Source organism: Salegentibacter salinarum (genome assembly GCF_900168115.1).
Lineage (GTDB): Bacteria > Bacteroidota > Bacteroidia > Flavobacteriales > Flavobacteriaceae > Salegentibacter > Salegentibacter salinarum.
In genome coordinates this window covers 181,150-201,080 of sequence record NZ_FUZC01000001.1, presented here as the reverse complement: position 1 = coordinate 201,080, position 19,931 = coordinate 181,150, and the positions used below count along the sequence as shown (strand labels likewise).

Sequence of the window (19,931 nt, the reverse complement as noted above, 5' to 3'; positions counted from 1 at the left end):
CCAAAAATTTTTAAATATGGAATTCGAAAATATTTTAACTGAAAATAACGACGGAATTTCACAGATTACGATTAACCGTCCTAAAAAATTAAATGCCTTAAATCGCGATACCATTGAAGAATTGCACCAGGCTTTTACTGAAGCGAAAGAAGATAACGAAGTAAAAGTAATTATCTTAACAGGAAGCGGGGAAAAGGCTTTTGTAGCTGGTGCCGATATTAGTGAATTTGCCGATTTCTCCCCAGAAGAAGGACGTGAACTTGCAGCTGAAGGTCAGGCCAAATTATTCGATTTTGTAGCGAATTTTCCAAAGCCGGTTATTGCAGCAGTAAACGGTTTTGCCCTTGGCGGGGGACTCGAATTGGCAATGGCAGCTCATTTTAGAATTGCCAGCGATACCGCAAAAATGGGACTTCCCGAAACTTCGCTTGGTGTTATTCCCGGCTATGGTGGTACGCAAAGACTTCCGCAGTTAGTAGGAAAAGGACGTGCGATGGAAATGATTATGACTGCGGGAATGATAGATGCCAACCAGGCACTGCAGTATAATCTAGTGAATCACGTTTGCGAGCCCGAAGAATTGATAGAATTTACTGAAAAGGTTGCCGCAAAAATTATGAAAAATTCTTTAGTAGCAATTAGTGCTGCAATTCGAGCTATCAATTCCAACTACGAAGATGGAGTAAATGGTTTTGAAGTGGAAATCAGTGAATTTGGAAACTCTTTTGGTACGGAAGATTTTGAGGAGGGCACTTCTGCATTTTTGAATAAACGTAAAGCCGATTTCCCCGGCAACTAAAATAAAAGCTTTGGCGTTTAGGATTTCTCTCTTGAATGTTAAAGCTTATTTTTCAACCTACTAAATAGGATATATTCCATAAATTTGTAATATGTCCAATAATAAAGATTTTATCTACGGAAGAGGTGCACAACTAAATGTGCATAACCGCTTCGACGCGCACGATCACGAATTTCGGGATGATTTTCTTAACCATTGCGCGACTGAAGGTGATGTGGTGCAAAATTCCAAAACGGTTTTAATAGATACTTTTCCTAAAACCATTGTAAATAAGGTGAACAGCCCTGATGTTGGGATGGGATTTTCGCTAAATCCATACCAGGGTTGTGAACATGGTTGTATTTATTGTTATGCCCGGAACTCGCATGAATATTGGGGGTATAGTGCGGGACTCGATTTTGAACAAAAGATCCTGGTAAAAAGAAACGCGGTAGAACTGCTGGAAAAGAAAATCAGCAGTAAGAAATGGGAAGCTTCGCCTATAGTTCTTTCCGGAAATACCGATTGTTACCAGCCTATCGAGAAAAAACTAAAAATTACTCGACAGTTGCTACAAACTTTTTTAAAGTATAAACATCCTGTTGGGATTATCACCAAAAATGCCCTTGTACAGCGCGATATAGATATTTTAAAAGATCTTGCGGCAGATAATTTGATTCAAGTTAACTTATCGGTCACTTCCCTGGAAGAGGAAACCCGTAGAATCTTAGAACCTAGAACGGCCAGTATTAAAAAACGTCTGGAAACTATAGAAAAGCTTTCGGTAGCTGGTATTCCGGTGAGTGTAATGATGGCGCCAATAATCCCCTCTATAAATTCTCACGAGATTATGCCGCTAGTGAAAGAAATTTCTGAAAGGGGCGCCTTGGGCGTTGGTTATACAATTGTAAGGTTGAACGGCGCTATTGGTGGTATTTTCACCGACTGGATTAGGAAAGCGATGCCAGACAGGGCCGATAAAGTTTTGCATCAAATAGAAAGTGTTCACGGTGGAAGTTTGAACGATAGCAGGTTTGGAACAAGAATGAAAGGTGAAGGCGAATTCGCCAGTCAGGTAGCACAGCAGTTTAAAATAGCTAAAGCAAAATATCTTAAGGGAAGAGAAAGACCGGTTTTAAACTGCGATCTACACGAACAATACAAAGACGGACAAATGAAGCTTTTTTGAAAGACTATAGTGAAATTTTAAGATGAATTTATAAGCCTAAAGTTGAAATCATTAATATTTTAGTGACAACTGAGAACGCTTAACCGATAACTGAGAATTATGCCTGAATTACCCGAAGTTGCCTATCAGAAAAAATATGCGGATGCTACTATTCTGCATAAGAAAATCGTAAATGTAGAGACCGGTGATAAAAAATTGTTCCAATCGTCTAAAAGTGAATTTGAAGAAACACTAAAAAACAATCAGTTTACTGGTAGTGAACGTTTGGGGAAATACCTATTCCTGAATTTAGAAAAGCACGGGGTTTTAGTAGTGCACTTTGGGATGACCGGCAGACTGGAGTATTATCAGCACGAAGAATTACCCAAATATGCGCAACTTACACTGACTTTTGAAGATCATTCTCGAGTTTCATTTACCTGTCCGCGTAAGTTTGGTAAACTTTATCTGGCCGAAAGTTTAATTGAATTTCAAAAAAGAAATGGGCTGGGAATTGATGCGCTGGCCTTACAGAAAGTTGAATTTCTCGAAATTTTAAAGAGTAAAACAGGTACGATAAAAGCTTTGTTGATGAATCAGAAGCAGATTGCCGGAATTGGGAATTTATATGCTGATGAAATACTTTTTCAGGTTAAAATTCATCCGGCCACTAAGGTTAACGAACTTTCTGAAAAAGATAAGTTAAATATTTACGACAAAATTGAAGAAGTTCTGGAGGTAGTTAAAAAAGTAAGGGAAGAGGGGCAGAAACTACCCGAAAGCTATATTACTACCGTGCGTAAAAAAGGTGCAAATTGTCCCAGAAACGAAGGTAAAATAGAACAAATTAAAGTTTCCGGGAGAACTACTTATTTTTGTCCAAATTGCCAGGAAGAAAAATCTTAAACTTTTCCTTTCCACTCGGAATAAAATTGTTCCAGGTAAAGTTCCATAAACTCGTGGCGTTTTTGTGCGATTTCACGACCGGTTTCGGTATTCATCTTATCCTTAAGTAGTAAAAGTTTCTCGTAAAAATGGTTAATTGTTGGCGCGTTAGAAGTCTTGTATTCTTCTTTACTCATACTAAGATTGGGTTCAATTGTGGGGTCATAAAGCGCCCGGCCTTTGAAGCCTCCATAATTAAAAGTACGGGCAATTCCTATAGCACCCAGGGCATCTAAACGATCGGCATCTTGAACAATTTCCAGCTCTATAGAATTAAATTCCTGCTTAATATTTCCGCCTTTAAAAGATACGTTTTCTATGATTTTCACCACGTGATTAATAACTTCAGTTGAAAGTTTTTGTTCCTGAAGAAATTCTGAAGCCACTTTTGGCCCCACACTTTCGTCTCCATTATGAAATTTTGAATCGGCAATATCGTGAAGCAGCGCACCGAGTTCAACTATAAAAAGATCGGCCGCTTCGTTTTTAGCAATAAGTTTTGCTTTATTCCATACCCGCTGAATATGAAACCAGTCGTGACCGCCTTCAGCATTTTTAAGGGTTCTTTTTACAAAAGATTCAGTGTTTTCTATGATTTGGGTTCTATTCATTGAGGAAAATTAAACCTCACAGGTTTCCAAAACTTGTGAGGTGTCGTGTTATTATTTAATATCAGCAATAATAGTTCGTTCTACTTTTGCAACCAGCCCTTCGGGGTCGTCTGATGCTACGGCAATGGGTTCGTGAACTTTCAGTTTAATATGCACGCCGGGTTCCATTGGGAAATTACCGTATTTAAAGAGTTTCCAGGAATTGTTGATGGTGATGGGAACAATTAAAGCCTCCGGCATTTGCTTAAAAAGCATTTGCATTCCGCTTTTGGCAAACTTTTTCGGCGCCCCGGTTCGGCTGCGGGTTCCTTCGGGAAAAATTACGGCCGAACGGTTTGTATTGTTGAGATATTTGGCAAATTTCGCCATTTTAATAAGCGATTCCCTGGGATTTTTTCTGTCTATCAATACCGAACCTCCGTGCCGTAAATTAAAAGAGATGCTTGGAATTCCTTTTCCCAATTCTTTTTTGCTTACAAATTTAGGGTGGTGTTTTCTCAAATACCATATTATCGGGGGAATATCATACATTCCCTGGTGGTTAGCGACAAAAATACAGGGTTTTTCTATTGGAATATCTTGTGGGTTTTCTATAGTAAAACGGGTGCCCAGAATATTGAGGCAACGCATTAAAAAGAAATTAAAGATATCTACACTTTTTTTATGAGGGTGGTAGCCACCAAGTTTTAAGCACAACCATTGGATGGGATGAAAAACCAGTAGGTTTAAAAAAAAGAAAAAATAAAATAGAACCGATAAGGGGTATGAAAGTATTTTTTTCATCACTTAGATTATGCGGTTAAATTAAGTATTTAAGCCCTAAACCTACAAATACTAATTTGGGAATTGGAAATAAAAAAGGCTGGTAAAAAAATTTTTTTAATCGTCATCCTGAACTTGTTTCAGGATCTAGTTTCAAATTAACTTAGAAGCTGAAAATAATCCCAAAACATCGGGACAGCTTGACGAAATAAGACTTTTCTACCAGCCATTTAATAATTTATACTAACAATCGCTGCTTAGCAAAACTCGTTATAAGCTCCAATAAGGTTTTCAGCAATCATTTCTGCCGGGCGGCCTTCAATGTGGTGACGCTCTAACATGTGTACTAACTCACCATCTTTAAAAAGTGCCATGGAAGGTGAAGATGGCGGAAAAGGAACCATTAAACTACGAGCCTTTTCGGTAGCTTCTTTATCTACACCTGCAAAAACTGTTACCAGGTTATCAGGTTTTTTTGCATTTTGTAAAGAAATACGGGCGCCTGGTCTTGCATTAGCGGCAGCACATCCACAAACCGAATTTACAACTACCAGGGTAGTCCCATCTTTCTTCATTGCGTTCTCTACATCTTCTACACTGTGTAATTCCTCAAAACCAATGCTGGTAAGGTCTTCGCGCATAGGTTTTACTAAATCTGCTGGATACATATATTTTGTTTTTTGTATTAAACTTGAGTAAGTCACAAAGATACCAAATTAACTTCAGCTGCCCATATTTCAATTAATTATGTGCGAATAAGTTAATTTGATGAAACTAAGATAGTTCGAGGTTAGAATTGATTTGTATTTCTGAAGAAGGCTTTTGGTAAATAAATCTCATTTAATGAGTAAAATGGTATCTTTGCCGCTTATTTAAAATTTTCTTCATGTTTAAATGGATTGCAGCCGTGATTGGCTATATGTATTTCCGGTTTCCGGGAGCCATTTTAGGTTTTATAATAGGAACGTTGATAGATAACTGGACCAAGGGAAGTGGTGGAGCTTTTAAGCAAATGTTTGGGCAGGAAGAGCAAAAGGTATCACCAGGAGATTTCGAACTGAATCTACTCTCGCTATGTTCACTGGTAATAAAGGCCGATGGCCAGGTTTCACAGTCTGAAATGGATTATGTTCGCTCTTATTTTGTGCAGGCTTACGGGAAAGAACGCGCCAATGCTACATTTAGAACTTTTAATGAATTAATTAAAAACAGGGAGATTTCTGCGTCCCGAATTTCACAATATCTGGCGGCAAAGACCAAGTATCCCGCACGTTTACAAATTATTCATTTTCTCTTCGGAATTGCGCAAGCCGATGGCCGTGTAAGTGAAGCCGAAGCCCGGGTAATCCAGGAAATTGCCGGTTATCTTAGAATTGGCCGAATGGATTTTGAAAGCCTGAAAGCGATGTTCTTCAAATCGGCCGATAATGCTTATAAAATCCTTGAAATTGAAAAAAGCGCTACAGATGCTGAAGTGAAAAAGGCCTACAGAAATATGGTGAAAAAATACCATCCTGATAAATTAGGGCATATGGACGAAGCATACCGAAAAGGGGCTCGTGAAAAATTCAATAAAGTGCAGGAAGCTTACGACCAAATTCAAAAAGAACGCGGACTTTAGAAATTGTATTTCACATTTAGCATTACATTTCTGCCGGGGCTACTCACATTAAAAGCCCGAAGAATAGACATATGATCTACGTAGGTTTTATTTAAGGAGTTATAAACCGTCATTCCTGTTTCCAGCTGGTTACCTGCTAAATTGAACTTCTTAGTGATTCCCAAATTCAGCAATGAATAACCCGGTGTAGTTTCCTCATTAAGTCCTGCTCGATCCTGATCGTTTATAATTCTTAATTTCGAAAAAACATATAGTGATCTATCATTTAAGCCGAAATAACCAACTTCCATGTTAAAATTATCTGGTGGAATAAAACTTAAATTTCTATTGTTTTTTAGATCTTCCGCCCTTACAATTGTTCCTGAAAATTTTGTTTCTAGTCTCTGCTGATTCAGCCAACTGTGTTCCAACTCGAATTCAAACCCGTATAAATTGGCATCGGTTTGTAGATAAGACCAGACCTCCAGGTTCTCTTCGGGAAGAGCTTCATCTGTAGCAGTGAAGAAAATATAATTATTCACCCGGCTGCTAAAGGCTGAGAAAGTCCCTTTGAACCTATGTTTCCGGTAGGTGTAACTAGCGTCGAATTGTATACTTTGTTCCCGCCCAAACTGGTCATTCCCTTTTTCAAACCTACTGGTACCGGGATGTGGGCCGTTAGAAAACAATTCTGCCAGATCTGGCGCCCTGAAACCGGTAGAAAAATTCAGCTTTAATTGATTGCGTTCGTTAAATTTTTTAGTCGCGCCCATGGAACCGGTAAAACCGTTGAAATTTCGGCTGAGTTTTCGGTTTTCAGGATTTCCGGGAAGGATAAATTCATCGGTAATGAGTTCGGGTGAACTGGCATCAGCGGTAACTTCTCTATAATCATACCGCAGCGCCCCTTGAAAAAACCAGGAATCTATATCCAAATTGGCCAGGTAATATATTCCGCTTTCAAAAACATCCGCATCGGGAATTAGAAATTCCTGTGAATTTTTAATGTTTTTGGTTTTTACAAAACTTCCCTGTGCGCCTAAACTATGTTTTATTTTTCCGTTAGGTAAACTTATTCTGGCATTGAAAAAAGTATGATTTTGTTGTAAGCCAAGGTCTACCAGGTTAAAATCTAGCTCAATTTCTTTTCGATTATTAGAGTGATATGAAAGGTGGATTGAAGTCTCATAATTCTCGTGCTGAGTAGTTTGGTTATAAGAAAGCAAATAATCTTTCACTTCCTGAAATGGCAATTGCATCTCCCTATCATTTCTTGTTGTAACGATACTTTGAGAATCCTGCATTTCTTCATCAAGGATAATTCCCAGGTTTTGGTCGTTAAAAGAAAACGATAATTTATTCTGAAAATTCTCTTTTTCGATTCCGGTGTGTAGTCTAAGCGTTTTGGTATTAAACCGACTATTTCCAATAATCCTGTCATCTCCGTTATTGTAGTCGGCGTGATTTTCAAAAGCGAGGTCTGTGGCTATAAAAATGCCATTTTCAAATGATTTTCCTGCTGAAGCATAGGTGCGAATTCCATTGGAAACACTATTAAAAGTTGTTCCTATATTCCCCGATATTTTGGTTGAATTCTTATAATATTCGTGAGCCTGGGTCAATAGAACCCCACCCAAAGCGCCCGAACCGTATAAAACTGACGCAGGGCCTTTAATTACCTGTACTCTTTTGATTCCGAGATCGTTAATTCCAAGACCGTGATCTGCGCCCCATTGATGATTTTCCAGTTTATTGCCCTGATAAATAGTTACCACCCTCGAAAATCCAAGCCCGCGAATAAATGGTTTTACAATGCCCTGGCCAAACTCTGCGCCGTAAACACCAGGAACTTCCCTTAAATTCCCCATCATCCCATTGGGGTTTCCTTTGTTTTCAATTCCCTGCATACTAATGCTGGAAACATTATATGGCGTACGCCGTGTAAGTCCGGTTTGTGTGTCTACAATAATTACTTCATCTAGTTCTGAAGAGGATTCTTCGAGTTCAACAAGCTGGGTTTTAGTTTGTTCTTCAACAATAATAATCTCCCGAGTGAGTTTTCTATACCCAATTGCGCTAACCTGGATTGTATGATTTCCTGCCGGTAAATTTTTCAGTAAAAAATTTCCATCTTCATCAGCAGTGGTTCCCAGGTTTAAATTCTCTATATAAATATTTGCAAAAGGTACCGAATTGCCCTCAGCTATAATTTTTCCTGCAAGCTGCCCTGTTTGAGCCATTCCCTGGAAAGTAATTATTAAAAGAATTATAGTTCCTAAACTTTTCATTTTCTTAATTTTGTCAAAGCTATAAAATAAATTTAGATAAGTCTAAAAATAGGTTTTTAATTTTAAAAATGTATTTTTGGGGAATAGAAATTTGAAGTATGTTTAGTTTTTCAGAAGAAAATTATCTAAAAGCGATTTTTCATTTAGAGCGAAAATACCAGGCCGGTGTTAGCACCAATGCCCTGGCGGAAGAGATGGAAACCAAAGCTTCCTCGGTTACCGATATGATCAAGAAATTATCGGAAAAAGACCTGGTGATTTATAAAAAATACCAGGGCGTAAAACTGAGTGAATTAGGAAAGAAAACCGCGATTGAGGTAATTAGAAAACATAGGTTATGGGAATATTTTCTCGTAGAAAAACTCAATTTTAACTGGGACGAAGTTCACGATGTCGCTGAACAATTAGAACATATAAAATCTGAAAAACTCACCCGCGAATTAGATGCTTTCCTTGGTTTTCCAAAGCGTGACCCTCACGGCGATCCCATCCCTGATGCCGAAGGGAATTTTAGCGTGGCCAATAAAGTATTGCTTTCAGAATTAGGGAAAGAGGAAAAAGGGATTTGCGTGGGCGTAAGAGATTCTTCATCAGATTTTTTAAGGTTTTTAGATAAGAATAATATCTCACTTGGGAAAGAAATCAAGGTCCTGGAAAAGGAAGCTTTTGACGGTTCTATGCTTATTTTAATTGAAGAACGACAATTACGGATTTCACAATTAATATCGAATAACCTTTACATAAAAAAACATTAGAATGGACGATTTAATCGCTTATTTTGAGGAGTTAGACCCGGTGTTGGCGGCTTTACTCGCTACGATTTTCACCTGGTTACTTACCGCAGCCGGTGCTTCCCTTGTTTTTCTTTTCAAAAATATGAACCGGAAATTATTTGACGGAATGTTGGGCTTTACCGGTGGGGTAATGGTGGCAGCCAGTTTCTGGAGCTTATTGGCGCCTGGAATAGAAATGAGCCCGGGAGAAGGTTTTGAAAAAACGGTACCGCCACTAATAGGGTTCGGTTTAGGAGCACTTTTTCTTTTTGGACTCGATAAAATACTGCCTCACCTGCACGTAAATTTTAAAATGAGTGAAAAGGAAGGGATAAAAACTCCCTGGCATAAATCGGTTTTACTTACTCTTGCTATTACTTTGCATAATATTCCCGAAGGTTTAGCCGTAGGTGTGCTTTTTGGTGCGGCGAGCGCAGGACTGGAAGGTGCCAGTATTGGTGGAGCGGTAGCCCTTGCTATCGGGATTGGATTACAGAATTTCCCCGAAGGTTTTGCCGTTGCCATGCCGCTTCGCGGACTTGGAATGAGCCGATGGAAAAGTTTTAATTATGGTCAGCTTTCGGCTATTGTAGAGCCTTTTGCCGCAGTACTTGGCGCCTGGGCAGTGATGACCTTTGAACCAATTTTACCTTATGCTCTTTCGTTTGCTGCCGGCGCAATGATATTTGTGGTAGTTGAAGAAGTAGTTCCCGAATCCCAAAAAGGAAATTTCACAGATATTGCTACACTAGGTTTTATCCTCGGATTTATGGTAATGATGACTCTTGATGTAGGTTTAGGATAAATTCTTGCAACATCTGGTTTGTGGCATAGTCTTTAATGGTAAAGGCTTATGCAAGAAGTACTATGTATTACAAAGGGCTACCGAATTAAAAGATATTTTTTATTAAAATCAGCTTTAATTATCGCAACGATTTTTCTTTTCGCAATGCCTGCATCAGCTCAGGAAGAAATTGAAGAGATAGAGCATTATGTTAAAGCCTATTTAGGTGAAGCTTTTAATTTTGAAGGAAAAACAATTCGGTTTAAAGAAGTAGTTTCAGATTCAAGATGCCCGAGGGATGTAACCTGTGTTTGGGCAGGCGAGGCAAAAATTTTGATTGAAATATTTAAAAATGGGAAGTTTATAGGAGAAGAAATTTTTAGTACAAGATCGCAAAACTTTTCGCTTTCGAAATTTTTTCAGGAGGATTTTTCACTGCATGCGATTGCACTTTCACCATATCCTAAGACTTCCCGAAAGATAAAAGCTTCAGATTACCAACTTCAGTTTAAAATAATTGAAACGCGTTAATCACAACCACAACCTGAAACGCCGCAGGCTTTGGTTTTTTCAGATTTCTTCTTTAGAAAAGCAGGTTTCCAGATGAATTTTGTGGTTAAATATCCTAACGCGATGGCGAAAGTGATAAAAACGAGAATTTCCTGTAATAGTACCATAATTCTTAAGTCATTTTTTAAGTTTTAACTTACATTTATTTTAATAATTGAAATGCTGCTAAAGCTACAAAATAGGCAAACAGCGTCATCACCACTAATTGTAAAACCGGCCATTTCCAGGTGTTGGTTTCCCTTTTTACAATGGCCAACGTACTCATACATTGCATGGCAAAAGCATAAAATAATAAAAGGCTCACTCCGCTTGCAAATGTAAATAAAGGTCCGCCTAATATAGGATTTATCTCTGCCGCCATCCTGTTTTTAATAGTTTCTTCTTCATCACTACCCACACTGTAGATTGTGGCTAAAGTTCCTACGAAAACTTCCCTGGCAGCAAAAGAACTTATTATGGCGATCCCAATCTTCCAATCATATCCCAATGGTGCTACCACTGGTTCAATACCTCTACCCATAATCCCGATATAGGAATTTCTAAGTTTAAATGAGGCGATTTCTTCTTCTAATTCGTTTTCTGAAATCTCGGTATTCTGTGAGTATTCTGAAGTAACAATTTCTTCAGCCTGGTTGAAATTTTCTCCGGGGCCATAACTTGCCAAAACCCATAGAATAATAGAAATAGCTAGGATTATTTTTCCGGCGCCAAAAACAAAAGATTTGGTTTTTTCCACCACATTAATGGCTATATTTTTCCCCATTGGAAGTTTGTAATTGGGCATTTCAATCACAAAATGACTTCGCGTTTTAATATTCAGAATTAAATTCAGGATCCAGGCAGAACCAATGGCCACTCCAAAGCCTAACAGGTAAAGCAACATTAAGGTTAAACCTTGCAGGTTAAAACCCCAAACAGCGCGATCTGGAATTACCAGGGCAATTATTATTAAATAAACCGGCAAACGCGCAGAACAGGTGGTAAATGGCACCACTAAAATGGTGATTAAACGTTCTTTCCAATTTTCAATATTACGGGTGGCCATCACGGCGGGAATTGCACAGGCAGTACCTGAAACCAATGGTACAACACTTTTACCGCTAAGGCCGAATTTCCGCATAATGCGGTCCATTAAAAAGACCACCCGACTCATATACCCGGTTTCTTCCAGAATGGAAATAAAGAAAAAGAGGAAAGCGATTTGAGGAATAAAAATTACAATTCCCCCGAGCCCGGGGATGATTCCTTCAGCAATAAGATTTGTAAAAGCTCCTGCCGGAAGACTTGTTTTGGTCCATTCGCTTAAAAAAGCAAAAGTTTCGTCAATAAGGTCCATTGGGTAGCTGGACCAGCTATAAATTGCCTGGAAAATCAATAATAGGATTCCGAAGAATATTGCGTAACCCCAAATTTTATGAGTTAAAACGCGATCTAAACGTGAACGCAGATCTTTAGCAGAACTTGCGTCTACCTTCATTGTTTCTTTTAAAACCCCATTTATAAACTGGTATCTTAAAATGGTTTCTTTATGCTGAAGTTTCTTTAATTCGGTATGAGATTTGGTTTCAAAAAGTTCAGAACTACTAACCTCGTTTCTATTAATATTTCCGAAGTTGACATCTTGAGTAATTACCAGCCAAAGTTTGTAAAGTGACTGGTTGGGGAATGCCTTCCGCAGCCTGTCAAAATATTCAGGAGCGATAATAGAAGCATTCACACAAGGTTCATCTGAAATATGCCGATAATTGATTATCGCTTCTTTAAGTTCATCAATCCCGGTGTTTTTTCGGGCGCTGACTAAGACAACTTTTGTTTTTAAACGCTCTTCCAGTAATTCTACATCCAGGGAAATGCCTTTGCGTTCCATCCTGTCTGCCATATTTATTACTAAAATTGTTGGAATTCCAAGGTCTTTAATTTGGGTGAATAGCAGTAGATTTCGTTTTAAATTTTCTACATCACTAACCACAACGGCTACATCGGGATAATCTTTATCGCTTTTATTCAGCAATAATTCTATCACCACGTTTTCATCTAAAGACGATGCGTTAAGGCTGTATGTTCCCGGAAGGTCTAAAATATGAGCTTTAAGGCCCCGCGGAAGTTTGCAGATTCCCTCTTTTTTTTCAACTGTAATCCCGGGATAATTCCCCACTTTTTGGTTAAGCCCTGTGAGCTGATTAAAAACAGAAGTTTTACCAGTATTTGGGTTCCCAATTAAGGCGATATTTATTTGTTTAGCCATGTTAGCTTATCAGGTCAATTTCTATAAGTAAAGCGATTTCTTTTCTAATAGCCAGGTGGCTGCCGTTTATGTTAAGATACATAGGGTCTCTAAAAGGAGCCATTTGTAACATTTGAACTTCATTGCCCGGCAAACAACCCATTTCAAGTAATTTTAACGGAATATTTTCAGCAGAAAAATCTTTAATAATTCCGCGTTCACCACGTTTCAAATCGGCCAGGGTTCGTTTCACTTTTTATTTAGATTGAATTTAAACAAGACAAAAGTAATGTAAAATTTGAGTAGGAAAAAATTTCTGATAAAAAAGTCGGTAGGCGCTTTTTATGCGACTTAAATCGCTGATAGTTGCGGTTTAGCTAGTAGAATTATTTATATTCTGCTTTTAACACTTTTATATCGTGAAGAAGGTCTTCTATAGCTTCAGCATCGGTTCCATCGTAAAATCCGCGAATACGTTTTTCTTTATCTACAAGCACAAAATTTTCGGTATGGATCATATCGTAAGGTCCACCATCACCATTACTTTTTGAAGCAAGATAAGATTTGCGGGCCAGCTCATAAATATGTTTTTTATCGCCTGTGACCAGGTTCCATTTTTCGTCAATAACCCCTTTTTCTAATGCATATTTTTTTAAAACTGGTACAGAATCGGTTTTTGGAAAAACGGTATGAGAGAGTAATAAAACTTCAGGATCATCTTTAATTTTCTCCTGAATTTCCAGCATATGGTCTGTCATCACGGGGCAAATAGTGAGGCAGGTGGTAAAGAAGAAATCAGCTACGTAAATTTTATCTTCATAAAAATCTTCGGTAATGGTATCGCCGTTTTGATTAATGAGTTTAAAATCTTTTACTGTATGGTATTTGCGAATGTGTTGCACTGTGGAATCTACCAGTTCGGCATTAACCATATCGGGCTGAAAAACGGGTAGCCGTTCTTCCGGGGTTAAAAGCGTATATATACTATAAATTATAATTACCGAAAGTATAAACAGGACAATGGCAAATTTCTTGAGCCAGGCAAAAAGATCACGCATACTTGGAAAATTTATTGCAAAATTAAGTGCTAACAATCAATTTGTCGTAGTTTAAAACTTAAAATTTCAGATGACTAAAACAGGAAGGCTTTTAAACTTTTTTAGGAGATTATAAAAGTTTACTTTTGTGCGATTTAAAATTTGAAGCATTACGCATGGATCCATTTATAGTTAAAGCCATACAGTTACTGTTAAGCTTATCTTTACTTATAGTCTTACATGAACTTGGGCATTTTATTCCCGCCAAAATATTTAAAACCAGAGTAGAAAAATTCTTTCTCTTTTTTGACGTGAAATTCGCGCTATTCAAGAAGAAAATTGGCGGTACCGTTTACGGTATTGGCTGGTTGCCTTTAGGAGGTTATGTGAAAATTTCCGGGATGATAGACGAAAGTATGGATAAAGAGCAAATGGCAAAACCGCCTGAGCCTTGGGAATTTAGAAGTAAACCGGCCTGGCAGCGTCTTATAATTATGCTAGGAGGAGTTACTGTCAATCTGGTGCTTGGTTTTCTTATTTATATGATGATTATGTTTGTTTGGGGTAAAAATTATGTTGGCCCAGATGAAATGCCTGAAGGTTTTGCAATTGCTGAAGAATTTAAACAATACGGGTTTGAAGATGGAGACCGTGTTTTGCAGATCAACGGGGAGGAGCTTCAAAATAGTGATGATGTAAATCGTTACTTATTTATGCGGGATGTAAACAGTATTACGGTGTTACATCAAAATGGAGAAGAAGAAGTTATTGAGGTTCCTGAAGATATAGGGGAACAAATGTGGGAACAAGGAATTATGATACCATTTATTCCTATTCAGAATGCAGTCTTAGATAGTGTTATACCTGAGCAGGCAGCGGGAATTGCCGGACTCCAAAAAGGAGATAGCTTAATTGCTTTAAATGATCAGGAGATTGGTTACTGGCACGAAATTAAAACAATAAGTTTAGAAAATAAGGAAAAGGAAATGGAGCTCGTGTTTAAGCGAGGCGATGATATTAAGAGTGTGATGGTAGCACCAGATGAAGAAGGCATTCTTGGTTTTACGGTTAAACGCAATTTTGAAGTTAAGCAACAAGAATACGGTTTCACTGAAAGTATAAAGGAAGGTTTTGACTATGGTTACTGGACCTTACACGATTATGTGGCGCAGTTTAAATATGTCTTTACACAAAAAGGAGCCACGCAGTTAGGTGGTTTTGGAGCTATTGGCGGTTTATTTCCCGATACCTGGAACTGGAAAGGATTTTGGCATACTACAGCCTTGATTTCTATAATTCTTGCATTTATGAACATCTTACCAATCCCGGCTTTAGATGGCGGGCACGTAATGTTCCTCTTATATGAAATGGTAACCGGCAGAAAACCTAACGATAAATTTATGGAAGTTGCCCAAATGGTTGGCTTTTTTATCCTAATAGCATTAGTGCTTTACGCTAATGGAAATGATGTATACCGTTGGTTATTTGAATGATAGAATTAGAATGAATTTTTTCTCGAAAAAAACCTGAAAAAAATTCAATTTTTGTTTTGCGGTGATTTAAAATTTGGTTTATATTTGCAACCGCAAAAGAGCGAAACACTCCTCCTTAGCTCAGTTGGTTAGAGCATCTGACTGTTAATCAGAGGGTCCTTGGTTCGAGCCCAAGAGGGGGAGCAAAATAGAAGAAACCAGTCTTGAAAAAGGCTGGTTTTTTTGCTTTAAAGTGTTTCGTTAAAAATTGCAGGTAGAATCTATAAAAACCCTTTCTCTCTGGCTATTTTAACAAGTTCCCGGTCTTCGGCCCCGGAAATACCGAACATCTTCTTTAAATTTCTTCTGCGTTTTTCTATCCCTGCGATAGATAATGGGAGCAAGTCACTCAGGTCTTTTAGTTTAGCGCCAATAGAAAGTTCGTACAGCATTTTACGATCTACTTCGTCTAAATAAATATCGCTTCCAACTTGTTTTCTAAGTAGGTTAAGCACCGTCTTACTATAATACGGAGACCCCGCCAGGACATTTTCTATTGCACTTAATAATTCTTTTGGATTTATATCATTTTTGACTAAAAACCCTTCGGGATTTAATGATTGGAGTATATTATGTAAACGGTAGTTGTCATTAAAAGTAGTGGAAACAATAATTCGAATGTCGGGTTTCTTTGCTCTAATTAACTTTCCCAGGTCTTCTCCAGAGACAAGTTTTCCATCGGTACTCACGGGCAAACGCATATCTAAAAAAACCAGATCAAGGTTTTCTATAAAACTAGTATTATCCAGCAGTAACTGAGCTTCATCCAGGCTATAAACGCTGGTGATTTTAAAATTGTAAGTAGCATTATGATTTACAAAACTTTCTAAAGCAGATTCGTAGGCATTAGCAATAATAGGATGATCATCTATAATTAATACGGAAACCGATTTATCCATTTCTATAAATTTACCCTAAATAATAGATGTGTACCCATAGCTGAAGTTTCGAAGGTAAACATACCATCAATTTTTTCCATTCTGTCCCGCATATTTTTTAAACCAATGCCTTTTACTTTTTTTCGCTTATCAAACCCTTTCCCGTCATCCGTAATTTCCATTATTAGCACATCCTGTTCACGGGTTATTTTTATGTTCACAATAGTTGCTTCAGCATGTTTCACGACATTCTGTAAAGCTTCCTGTAAAATACGATAATAATTAATTTGAATATTTTCATCAATTAATTCTCCATCAATATTTTCATCAAAATAAAATTCAATTTTTGCTGAAGTCAGGTTTTGGTAATCGGCTACAAGCTGTTTTAAGAGTTTTGCGAAATTAAGATGAGATCCTGACACTTCTCTAATAAGGTTATGCGAAATTTGTCTAATCTCTTCCTCGGTAAGTTGTAATTTGTCTAAAAGCTGGTTGTACTTAGCCGAAACCTGGTTGGGAGCTTTTAATTCTAACAATCCAAAATTCATTCTAATGCCAAAAAGTTTCCCCAGGATGCCGTCGTGTAATTCACCTGAAATTCTTGCCCTTTCTTCTTGCCGGCCTTCTTCCAGCTTGGTTTGTTGTTTAAGAAGAAGTTTATAGATTTCTTCGTTATACTCCTGTTGTTCTTTTTGAAATTTCAGTTCTTTATTTTTCGCCCTTTGTGAACTGAGAAGGTATAAAAGAAATAGTACGGAAGCTAAAATTACGGCGATTAAACTAAGCCACAATTTTTCATTACTAAGCTGTTGTGTCTTTCGAATATATTGATCGGTTTCAAATCTAATTCTGGCAAATTTATTTCGAATAGCCCGCTCTTCCTGCAATAAACTATCGTTAAGTTTAATATAGCTATCCAGGTAGGCCGGTGCACTTCGTGGTTCAATTTTGGCTAAAAGACGATAAGACGCCAGCAAATCGCGGTTATTCCTGGTCGCATGCGCTAGAGAATTAGCCTTTTTAGTATATTGCAAGGCCTGGGTGGTATCCCGATTTTCAAGATAATACTCTCCTAAATGAAGTTTATTAATTACAATTCCCGATTCGTGCTGAATGCTATCCCTAATTTTAAGAGCCTTATGAAAAAGAAATGATGCTACCTGATAGTTACCAAGTTTAAATTCTGAATAACCCAAGTTATCGGTAAGCATTGCATACAGATTGGTATCCTTCTGAAGAATACTGTCTATCTGTAAAGCTTTGGTATAGTTAAGAATTGAATTACTGTGGTCTTCCAGTTTTTGATAAACCACGCCCAGATTATTTAAAGATCGCGCCGATTTTACCGGATCTTCTAACGATTCTGCATTTTTAAGTGCTTTCCGGTGATATTCAAGGGCCTGTGAATAATCCCCTAAACCATTATAGATTATACCAAGATTATTATTGGCCGGATAAACATAATTCTGACTATCAGTCGATTCCTCTATTAAATCCAGCGCCTGAAAAGTCGTGTTTTCACTACCTATATAATCTTTCACCTTCTCTTGAAGAATAGCCATATTTAGTAGCATCCTCCCGGCTTTAAGCTCTTCCTCAGCTTCAACATATTGCTCAAACGCAAGATTATAATGGTAATAAGAACTATCTATAACGTGTTCCCGGTAAAAAAAATTCGCCAAGTCCCAATTTGTTAAGGCAATATTGGCTTCTAAATCTAAGTTTATAGCCATCTTTTGAGCCTGGGAATTCCAATATCGGAAACGGGCAGAATCTTCTTTTAAGTAATATTCGTAAGCTAAATCTAATAAAAGTTTGTTTTTGAGAGAATCATCTGGAATTTTATTTAAAAACCGGTTACGGATATTAGGTTCTTTTTCATCTAAAAGAAAATGCTTGGCGGTATTATATTCTTGAGAAGAATTGGATGTTTTATCTATATTACATGATGTAACAAGAAAAAAAAGTAATAAGCAGATTCTAAAATACAATAAAAATAAAATTTGAAGACCTTCAAAACTACAAAAAAAGCATATGATTCAGCTTCCCTGTTTTAATCTTCATTTCTCCGGTCATCAATGGGGTTGCTTTCATCCCCTGAAGCAGTTTTTTCGATATTAATTATTTCGTGTTCCATTTGAGGCTGATCTTCGGGTAGCGCTTCTGGCTCACAAGACATAAAAAAAGTGGCTAAAAAAAGTGTTCCTAATAAAGTTGCTCTAAGTTTCATAATCGTTTATGTTTTTAAATTATAGAATTTCCCGTTCGTGTGTTCGGGGTTTAATAATAAAATGGATGCCTTTGCAGACATCCATTTTCTGCTAACAAATTAAGACTATTTCAAATTGTCTAACATTAATAAAGATATTCCAGGGCTACTTCGTCATAGTAACCAAAATTGCCGCTTTCGCTTGAGCTAAAACAGGCAAGCATAATGGAGTTAGAGTCAAATTCGGTTGGGGTGCCGGGAATATGAACAGCTCCATCAGAACCGGCTGATTCACCACTTTGTCCACAGCTTTGGCGGCTATACCAATCGGTATGACGTAAACCAACCGAGTGGCCTATCTCATGAGTAATCACGTGTTCGTTAGTTGCTGTACTGTAGTTTTCCATTCCAGAGAAAATTTGTACATATTTATAAGGATCTCCTCCACTAGGGAAACCGGCTACCCCGCCAGCCTGGCCATTGGAATTTTGATATACCACAATATCATAAGAGCCATAATTTGTACCAAAAGTAAGCGTGAAATTAAGACCAATATTCAGCGAATTATAATTGGTAATTGCACGCTGCAATGCAGTACGTTGTTTAGAGGTTAATCCCTGCTCTGAACCGCCTGTAAAACCAATAACATTTACGTTTCTTGGTGATGAAACCAAATTGTAAGTTCGGTACTGTTTATCGGTTACATTAGCGGAACTCATACTTTCTAATTGCTCTTGTTCTAGTACAATGTCCCCTTCAATAAGGAACGATTTTTTAGTCTCACCGTTAGGAAGTAAGAAATCTATAGCCTCGGCATCCTCTGTGTTAAAGTGCAAATTATCAATTTGTTTCAGTTCTTCTTTAGAAATTTTAGTTTGCTGTGTGGTTTTCTCCATTTGAGTTTCCTCCGGAGTTGAAGTTTCTTCCTTTTGGCAGGAAGTTAATAAAGCACCTGTTGCCAGGATACCTAATAATAGTTTTTGGGTCTTCATAAAATGTTTGATTAAAAAGTTAATAGACCTGAAAATTAAACTTTGAGAATCAAAAAGCGGAAAATTAATCCTTACTAAAAGTAAGGAAAATCCTTACTTCTGAAATGAAGTCAGTCTCAGCAAGGGTTTTAGATAGAAAAATTTTTCAAACTCTTGTTTATGTTTAAAATTTTATAGCTAACCTTAACTTGGGATATTGAAATTTCTTTCTCAAATATTAGCCGATTACGTTTATACTCAATTTTGACAGCTAATTATAAATAGAAAGGTCACCGAAGGGGAAATTTTTAATACCCGTTTAAATGATATTCTTTGCTATCATAAAAGAAAACTTTATAAACAGTGAGGTTTATGGGGTTTTGGTGTTATTTAAAAGCTTAAGAATACTCGAGGTTGAGAAATAAAAACGGTTTTCACATTAATGGTGAAAATCTAGCTTATGCAAAGAAAAATAATAAGCCTATTGTGGAACCTCGTGAATTTGAAATTATGGTAAATGACTTAAAACAGATTTTTAAAATTGTGAAACAGCATTTCGTTCTGATATTTAAATATTTTTAGTGAGTTATAATTTTTCACGACTTGGGTTTTGTAAGAATTTGCGTTAAATGGGCTGGAAGGTGCATAAACAGGCTTGAATTTGCGAAATATAAGTATGAGAGTGGTATAAAGTAATTTAAAAATGCTCGTATATTTCGTAAATTATCTCTTCATTAATAATGAACAAGAATAGAGAAATATAGGCCATGTAATATTTTAATTTTGTACGGAAATAAACAT

Annotated in this window: 20 protein-coding genes and 1 tRNA gene; 9 read left to right on the top strand and 12 right to left on the bottom strand. The window is 37.3% G+C overall.

Features of this window, described 5'->3' with window-relative positions; translation table 11 throughout:
- Window positions 1-16 precede the first annotated feature (16 nt).
- From B5X53_RS00925 to B5X53_RS00915, 3 genes are all read left to right on the top strand, one after another.
- A complete protein-coding gene (locus tag B5X53_RS00925; protein WP_079711344.1) occupies window positions 17-799 on the top strand; it encodes an enoyl-CoA hydratase/isomerase family protein in 783 nt (260 codons plus the stop codon).
- Between the two features lie 91 nt (window positions 800-890).
- A complete protein-coding gene (locus B5X53_RS00920; protein ID WP_079711343.1) occupies window positions 891-1,967 on the top strand; it encodes a PA0069 family radical SAM protein in 1,077 nt (358 codons plus the stop codon).
- 99 nt (window positions 1,968-2,066) lie between these two features.
- Window positions 2,067-2,852 carry an Fpg/Nei family DNA glycosylase gene (locus tag B5X53_RS00915; RefSeq protein ID WP_079711342.1) on the top strand — a complete coding sequence of 262 codons (786 nt, stop codon included), beginning with the start codon at window positions 2,067-2,069 and terminating at the stop codon, window positions 2,850-2,852.
- Here the strand turns inward: B5X53_RS00915 and B5X53_RS00910 are convergent.
- The 3 genes from B5X53_RS00910 to B5X53_RS00900 form a co-directional block, all read right to left on the bottom strand.
- Window positions 2,849-3,502, bottom strand: coding sequence for an HD domain-containing protein (locus tag B5X53_RS00910; RefSeq protein WP_079711341.1), 654 nt, complete (start codon window positions 3,500-3,502; stop codon window positions 2,849-2,851). The two genes, B5X53_RS00915 and B5X53_RS00910, sit on opposite strands and share 4 nt — an antisense overlap.
- A gap of 51 nt (window positions 3,503-3,553) precedes the next feature.
- Window positions 3,554-4,285: a lysophospholipid acyltransferase family protein gene (locus B5X53_RS00905; protein WP_079711340.1), complete on the bottom strand. Its 732-nt coding sequence runs from the start codon at window positions 4,283-4,285 to the stop codon at window positions 3,554-3,556.
- Between the two features lie 236 nt (window positions 4,286-4,521).
- Window positions 4,522-4,932: a BrxA/BrxB family bacilliredoxin gene (locus B5X53_RS00900; protein WP_075325523.1), complete on the bottom strand. Its 411-nt coding sequence runs from the start codon at window positions 4,930-4,932 to the stop codon at window positions 4,522-4,524.
- A 218-nt stretch (window positions 4,933-5,150) separates the two neighbouring features.
- Here B5X53_RS00900 and B5X53_RS00895 point away from each other — a divergent pair, with 218 nt between their 5' ends.
- The gene (locus B5X53_RS00895; protein ID WP_079711339.1) at window positions 5,151-5,885 is read left to right on the top strand and encodes a TerB family tellurite resistance protein; all 735 of its coding nucleotides are present in this window, start codon (window positions 5,151-5,153) and stop codon (window positions 5,883-5,885) included.
- On the opposite strand, the gene B5X53_RS00890 is transcribed toward B5X53_RS00895, so the two are convergent.
- Window positions 5,882-8,152, bottom strand: coding sequence for a TonB-dependent receptor (locus B5X53_RS00890; protein WP_079711338.1), 2,271 nt, complete (start codon window positions 8,150-8,152; stop codon window positions 5,882-5,884). The genes B5X53_RS00895 and B5X53_RS00890 overlap by 4 nt on opposite strands.
- Window positions 8,153-8,250: 98 nt before the next feature.
- On the opposite strand from B5X53_RS00890, the gene B5X53_RS00885 reads away from it, so the two are divergent.
- From B5X53_RS00885 to B5X53_RS00875, 3 genes are read left to right on the top strand one after another with little or no spacing between them, the layout of a single operon-like run.
- Window positions 8,251-8,907, top strand: coding sequence for a metal-dependent transcriptional regulator (locus B5X53_RS00885; protein ID WP_079711337.1), 657 nt, complete (start codon window positions 8,251-8,253; stop codon window positions 8,905-8,907).
- 1 nt (window position 8,908) lies between these two features.
- Window positions 8,909-9,730, top strand: coding sequence for a ZIP family metal transporter (locus tag B5X53_RS00880; protein WP_079711336.1), 822 nt, complete (start codon window positions 8,909-8,911; stop codon window positions 9,728-9,730).
- 48 nt (window positions 9,731-9,778) lie between these two features.
- Window positions 9,779-10,240 carry a hypothetical protein gene (locus B5X53_RS00875; RefSeq protein WP_079711335.1) on the top strand — a complete coding sequence of 154 codons (462 nt, stop codon included), beginning with the start codon at window positions 9,779-9,781 and terminating at the stop codon, window positions 10,238-10,240.
- On the opposite strand, the gene B5X53_RS19105 is transcribed toward B5X53_RS00875, so the two are convergent.
- The 4 genes from B5X53_RS19105 to B5X53_RS00860 form a co-directional block, all read right to left on the bottom strand.
- Window positions 10,237-10,386, bottom strand: a complete 150-nt coding sequence (locus B5X53_RS19105; protein WP_198550708.1) for a hypothetical protein — start codon at window positions 10,384-10,386, stop codon at window positions 10,237-10,239. The genes B5X53_RS00875 and B5X53_RS19105 overlap by 4 nt on opposite strands.
- A gap of 35 nt (window positions 10,387-10,421) precedes the next feature.
- A complete protein-coding gene (feoB, locus tag B5X53_RS00870) occupies window positions 10,422-12,524 on the bottom strand; it encodes a ferrous iron transport protein B (RefSeq protein WP_079711334.1) in 2,103 nt (700 codons plus the stop codon).
- 1 nt (window position 12,525) lies between these two features.
- Entirely contained in the window at window positions 12,526-12,756 is a 231-nt protein-coding gene (locus B5X53_RS00865; RefSeq protein ID WP_079711333.1) for a FeoA family protein, read from the bottom strand.
- 133 nt (window positions 12,757-12,889) lie between these two features.
- On the bottom strand, window positions 12,890-13,561 hold the full coding sequence (locus B5X53_RS00860) for an SCO family protein (RefSeq protein WP_079711332.1): 672 nt from the start codon (window positions 13,559-13,561) through the stop codon (window positions 12,890-12,892).
- A gap of 155 nt (window positions 13,562-13,716) precedes the next feature.
- Between B5X53_RS00860 and rseP the strand changes: the two genes are divergently transcribed.
- Entirely contained in the window at window positions 13,717-15,033 is a 1,317-nt protein-coding gene (rseP, locus tag B5X53_RS00855; RefSeq protein WP_079711331.1) for an RIP metalloprotease RseP, read from the top strand.
- Between the two features lie 109 nt (window positions 15,034-15,142).
- A tRNA-Asn gene (locus tag B5X53_RS00850) sits at window positions 15,143-15,216 on the top strand.
- 77 nt (window positions 15,217-15,293) lie between these two features.
- Here the strand turns inward: B5X53_RS00850 and B5X53_RS00845 are convergent.
- From B5X53_RS00845 to B5X53_RS00835, 4 genes are all read right to left on the bottom strand, one after another.
- Window positions 15,294-15,971, bottom strand: a complete 678-nt coding sequence (locus tag B5X53_RS00845) for a response regulator (protein ID WP_079711330.1) — start codon at window positions 15,969-15,971, stop codon at window positions 15,294-15,296.
- Between the two features lie 2 nt (window positions 15,972-15,973).
- The gene (locus B5X53_RS00840; protein WP_079711329.1) at window positions 15,974-17,941 is read right to left on the bottom strand and encodes a tetratricopeptide repeat-containing sensor histidine kinase; all 1,968 of its coding nucleotides are present in this window, start codon (window positions 17,939-17,941) and stop codon (window positions 15,974-15,976) included.
- Between the two features lie 62 nt (window positions 17,942-18,003).
- A complete protein-coding gene (locus tag B5X53_RS18975) occupies window positions 18,004-18,180 on the bottom strand; it encodes a hypothetical protein (protein ID WP_157822061.1) in 177 nt (58 codons plus the stop codon).
- Between the two features lie 125 nt (window positions 18,181-18,305).
- A complete protein-coding gene (locus B5X53_RS00835; protein WP_079711328.1) occupies window positions 18,306-19,151 on the bottom strand; it encodes a M57 family metalloprotease in 846 nt (281 codons plus the stop codon).
- Window positions 19,152-19,931: the final 780 nt, after the last annotated feature.

What these genes read in the sequence shown, in the direction of transcription:
- B5X53_RS00910 (WP_079711341.1), bottom strand. Translation starts at nt 3,502, where the DNA reads ATGAATAGAACCCAAATCATAGAAAACACTGAATCTTTTGTAAAAAGA.
- B5X53_RS00835 (WP_079711328.1), bottom strand. Translation starts at nt 19,151, where the DNA reads ATGAAGACCCAAAAACTATTATTAGGTATCCTGGCAACAGGTGCTTTA.
- B5X53_RS00900 (WP_075325523.1), bottom strand. Translation starts at nt 4,932, where the DNA reads ATGTATCCAGCAGATTTAGTAAAACCTATGCGCGAAGACCTTACCAGC.
- B5X53_RS00885 (WP_079711337.1), top strand. Translation starts at nt 8,251, where the DNA reads ATGTTTAGTTTTTCAGAAGAAAATTATCTAAAAGCGATTTTTCATTTA.
- B5X53_RS00880 (WP_079711336.1), top strand. Translation starts at nt 8,909, where the DNA reads ATGGACGATTTAATCGCTTATTTTGAGGAGTTAGACCCGGTGTTGGCG.
- feoB (WP_079711334.1), bottom strand. Translation starts at nt 12,524, where the DNA reads ATGGCTAAACAAATAAATATCGCCTTAATTGGGAACCCAAATACTGGT.
- B5X53_RS00905 (WP_079711340.1), bottom strand. Translation starts at nt 4,285, where the DNA reads ATGAAAAAAATACTTTCATACCCCTTATCGGTTCTATTTTATTTTTTC.
- B5X53_RS00895 (WP_079711339.1), top strand. Translation starts at nt 5,151, where the DNA reads ATGTTTAAATGGATTGCAGCCGTGATTGGCTATATGTATTTCCGGTTT.
- B5X53_RS18975 (WP_157822061.1), bottom strand. Translation starts at nt 18,180, where the DNA reads ATGAAACTTAGAGCAACTTTATTAGGAACACTTTTTTTAGCCACTTTT.
- B5X53_RS00920 (WP_079711343.1), top strand. Translation starts at nt 891, where the DNA reads ATGTCCAATAATAAAGATTTTATCTACGGAAGAGGTGCACAACTAAAT.
- B5X53_RS00860 (WP_079711332.1), bottom strand. Translation starts at nt 13,561, where the DNA reads ATGCGTGATCTTTTTGCCTGGCTCAAGAAATTTGCCATTGTCCTGTTT.
- B5X53_RS00875 (WP_079711335.1), top strand. Translation starts at nt 9,779, where the DNA reads ATGCAAGAAGTACTATGTATTACAAAGGGCTACCGAATTAAAAGATAT.
- B5X53_RS19105 (WP_198550708.1), bottom strand. Translation starts at nt 10,386, where the DNA reads ATGGTACTATTACAGGAAATTCTCGTTTTTATCACTTTCGCCATCGCG.
- B5X53_RS00925 (WP_079711344.1), top strand. Translation starts at nt 17, where the DNA reads ATGGAATTCGAAAATATTTTAACTGAAAATAACGACGGAATTTCACAG.
- B5X53_RS00890 (WP_079711338.1), bottom strand. Translation starts at nt 8,152, where the DNA reads ATGAAAAGTTTAGGAACTATAATTCTTTTAATAATTACTTTCCAGGGA.
- B5X53_RS00845 (WP_079711330.1), bottom strand. Translation starts at nt 15,971, where the DNA reads ATGGATAAATCGGTTTCCGTATTAATTATAGATGATCATCCTATTATT.
- B5X53_RS00915 (WP_079711342.1), top strand. Translation starts at nt 2,067, where the DNA reads ATGCCTGAATTACCCGAAGTTGCCTATCAGAAAAAATATGCGGATGCT.
- rseP (WP_079711331.1), top strand. Translation starts at nt 13,717, where the DNA reads ATGGATCCATTTATAGTTAAAGCCATACAGTTACTGTTAAGCTTATCT.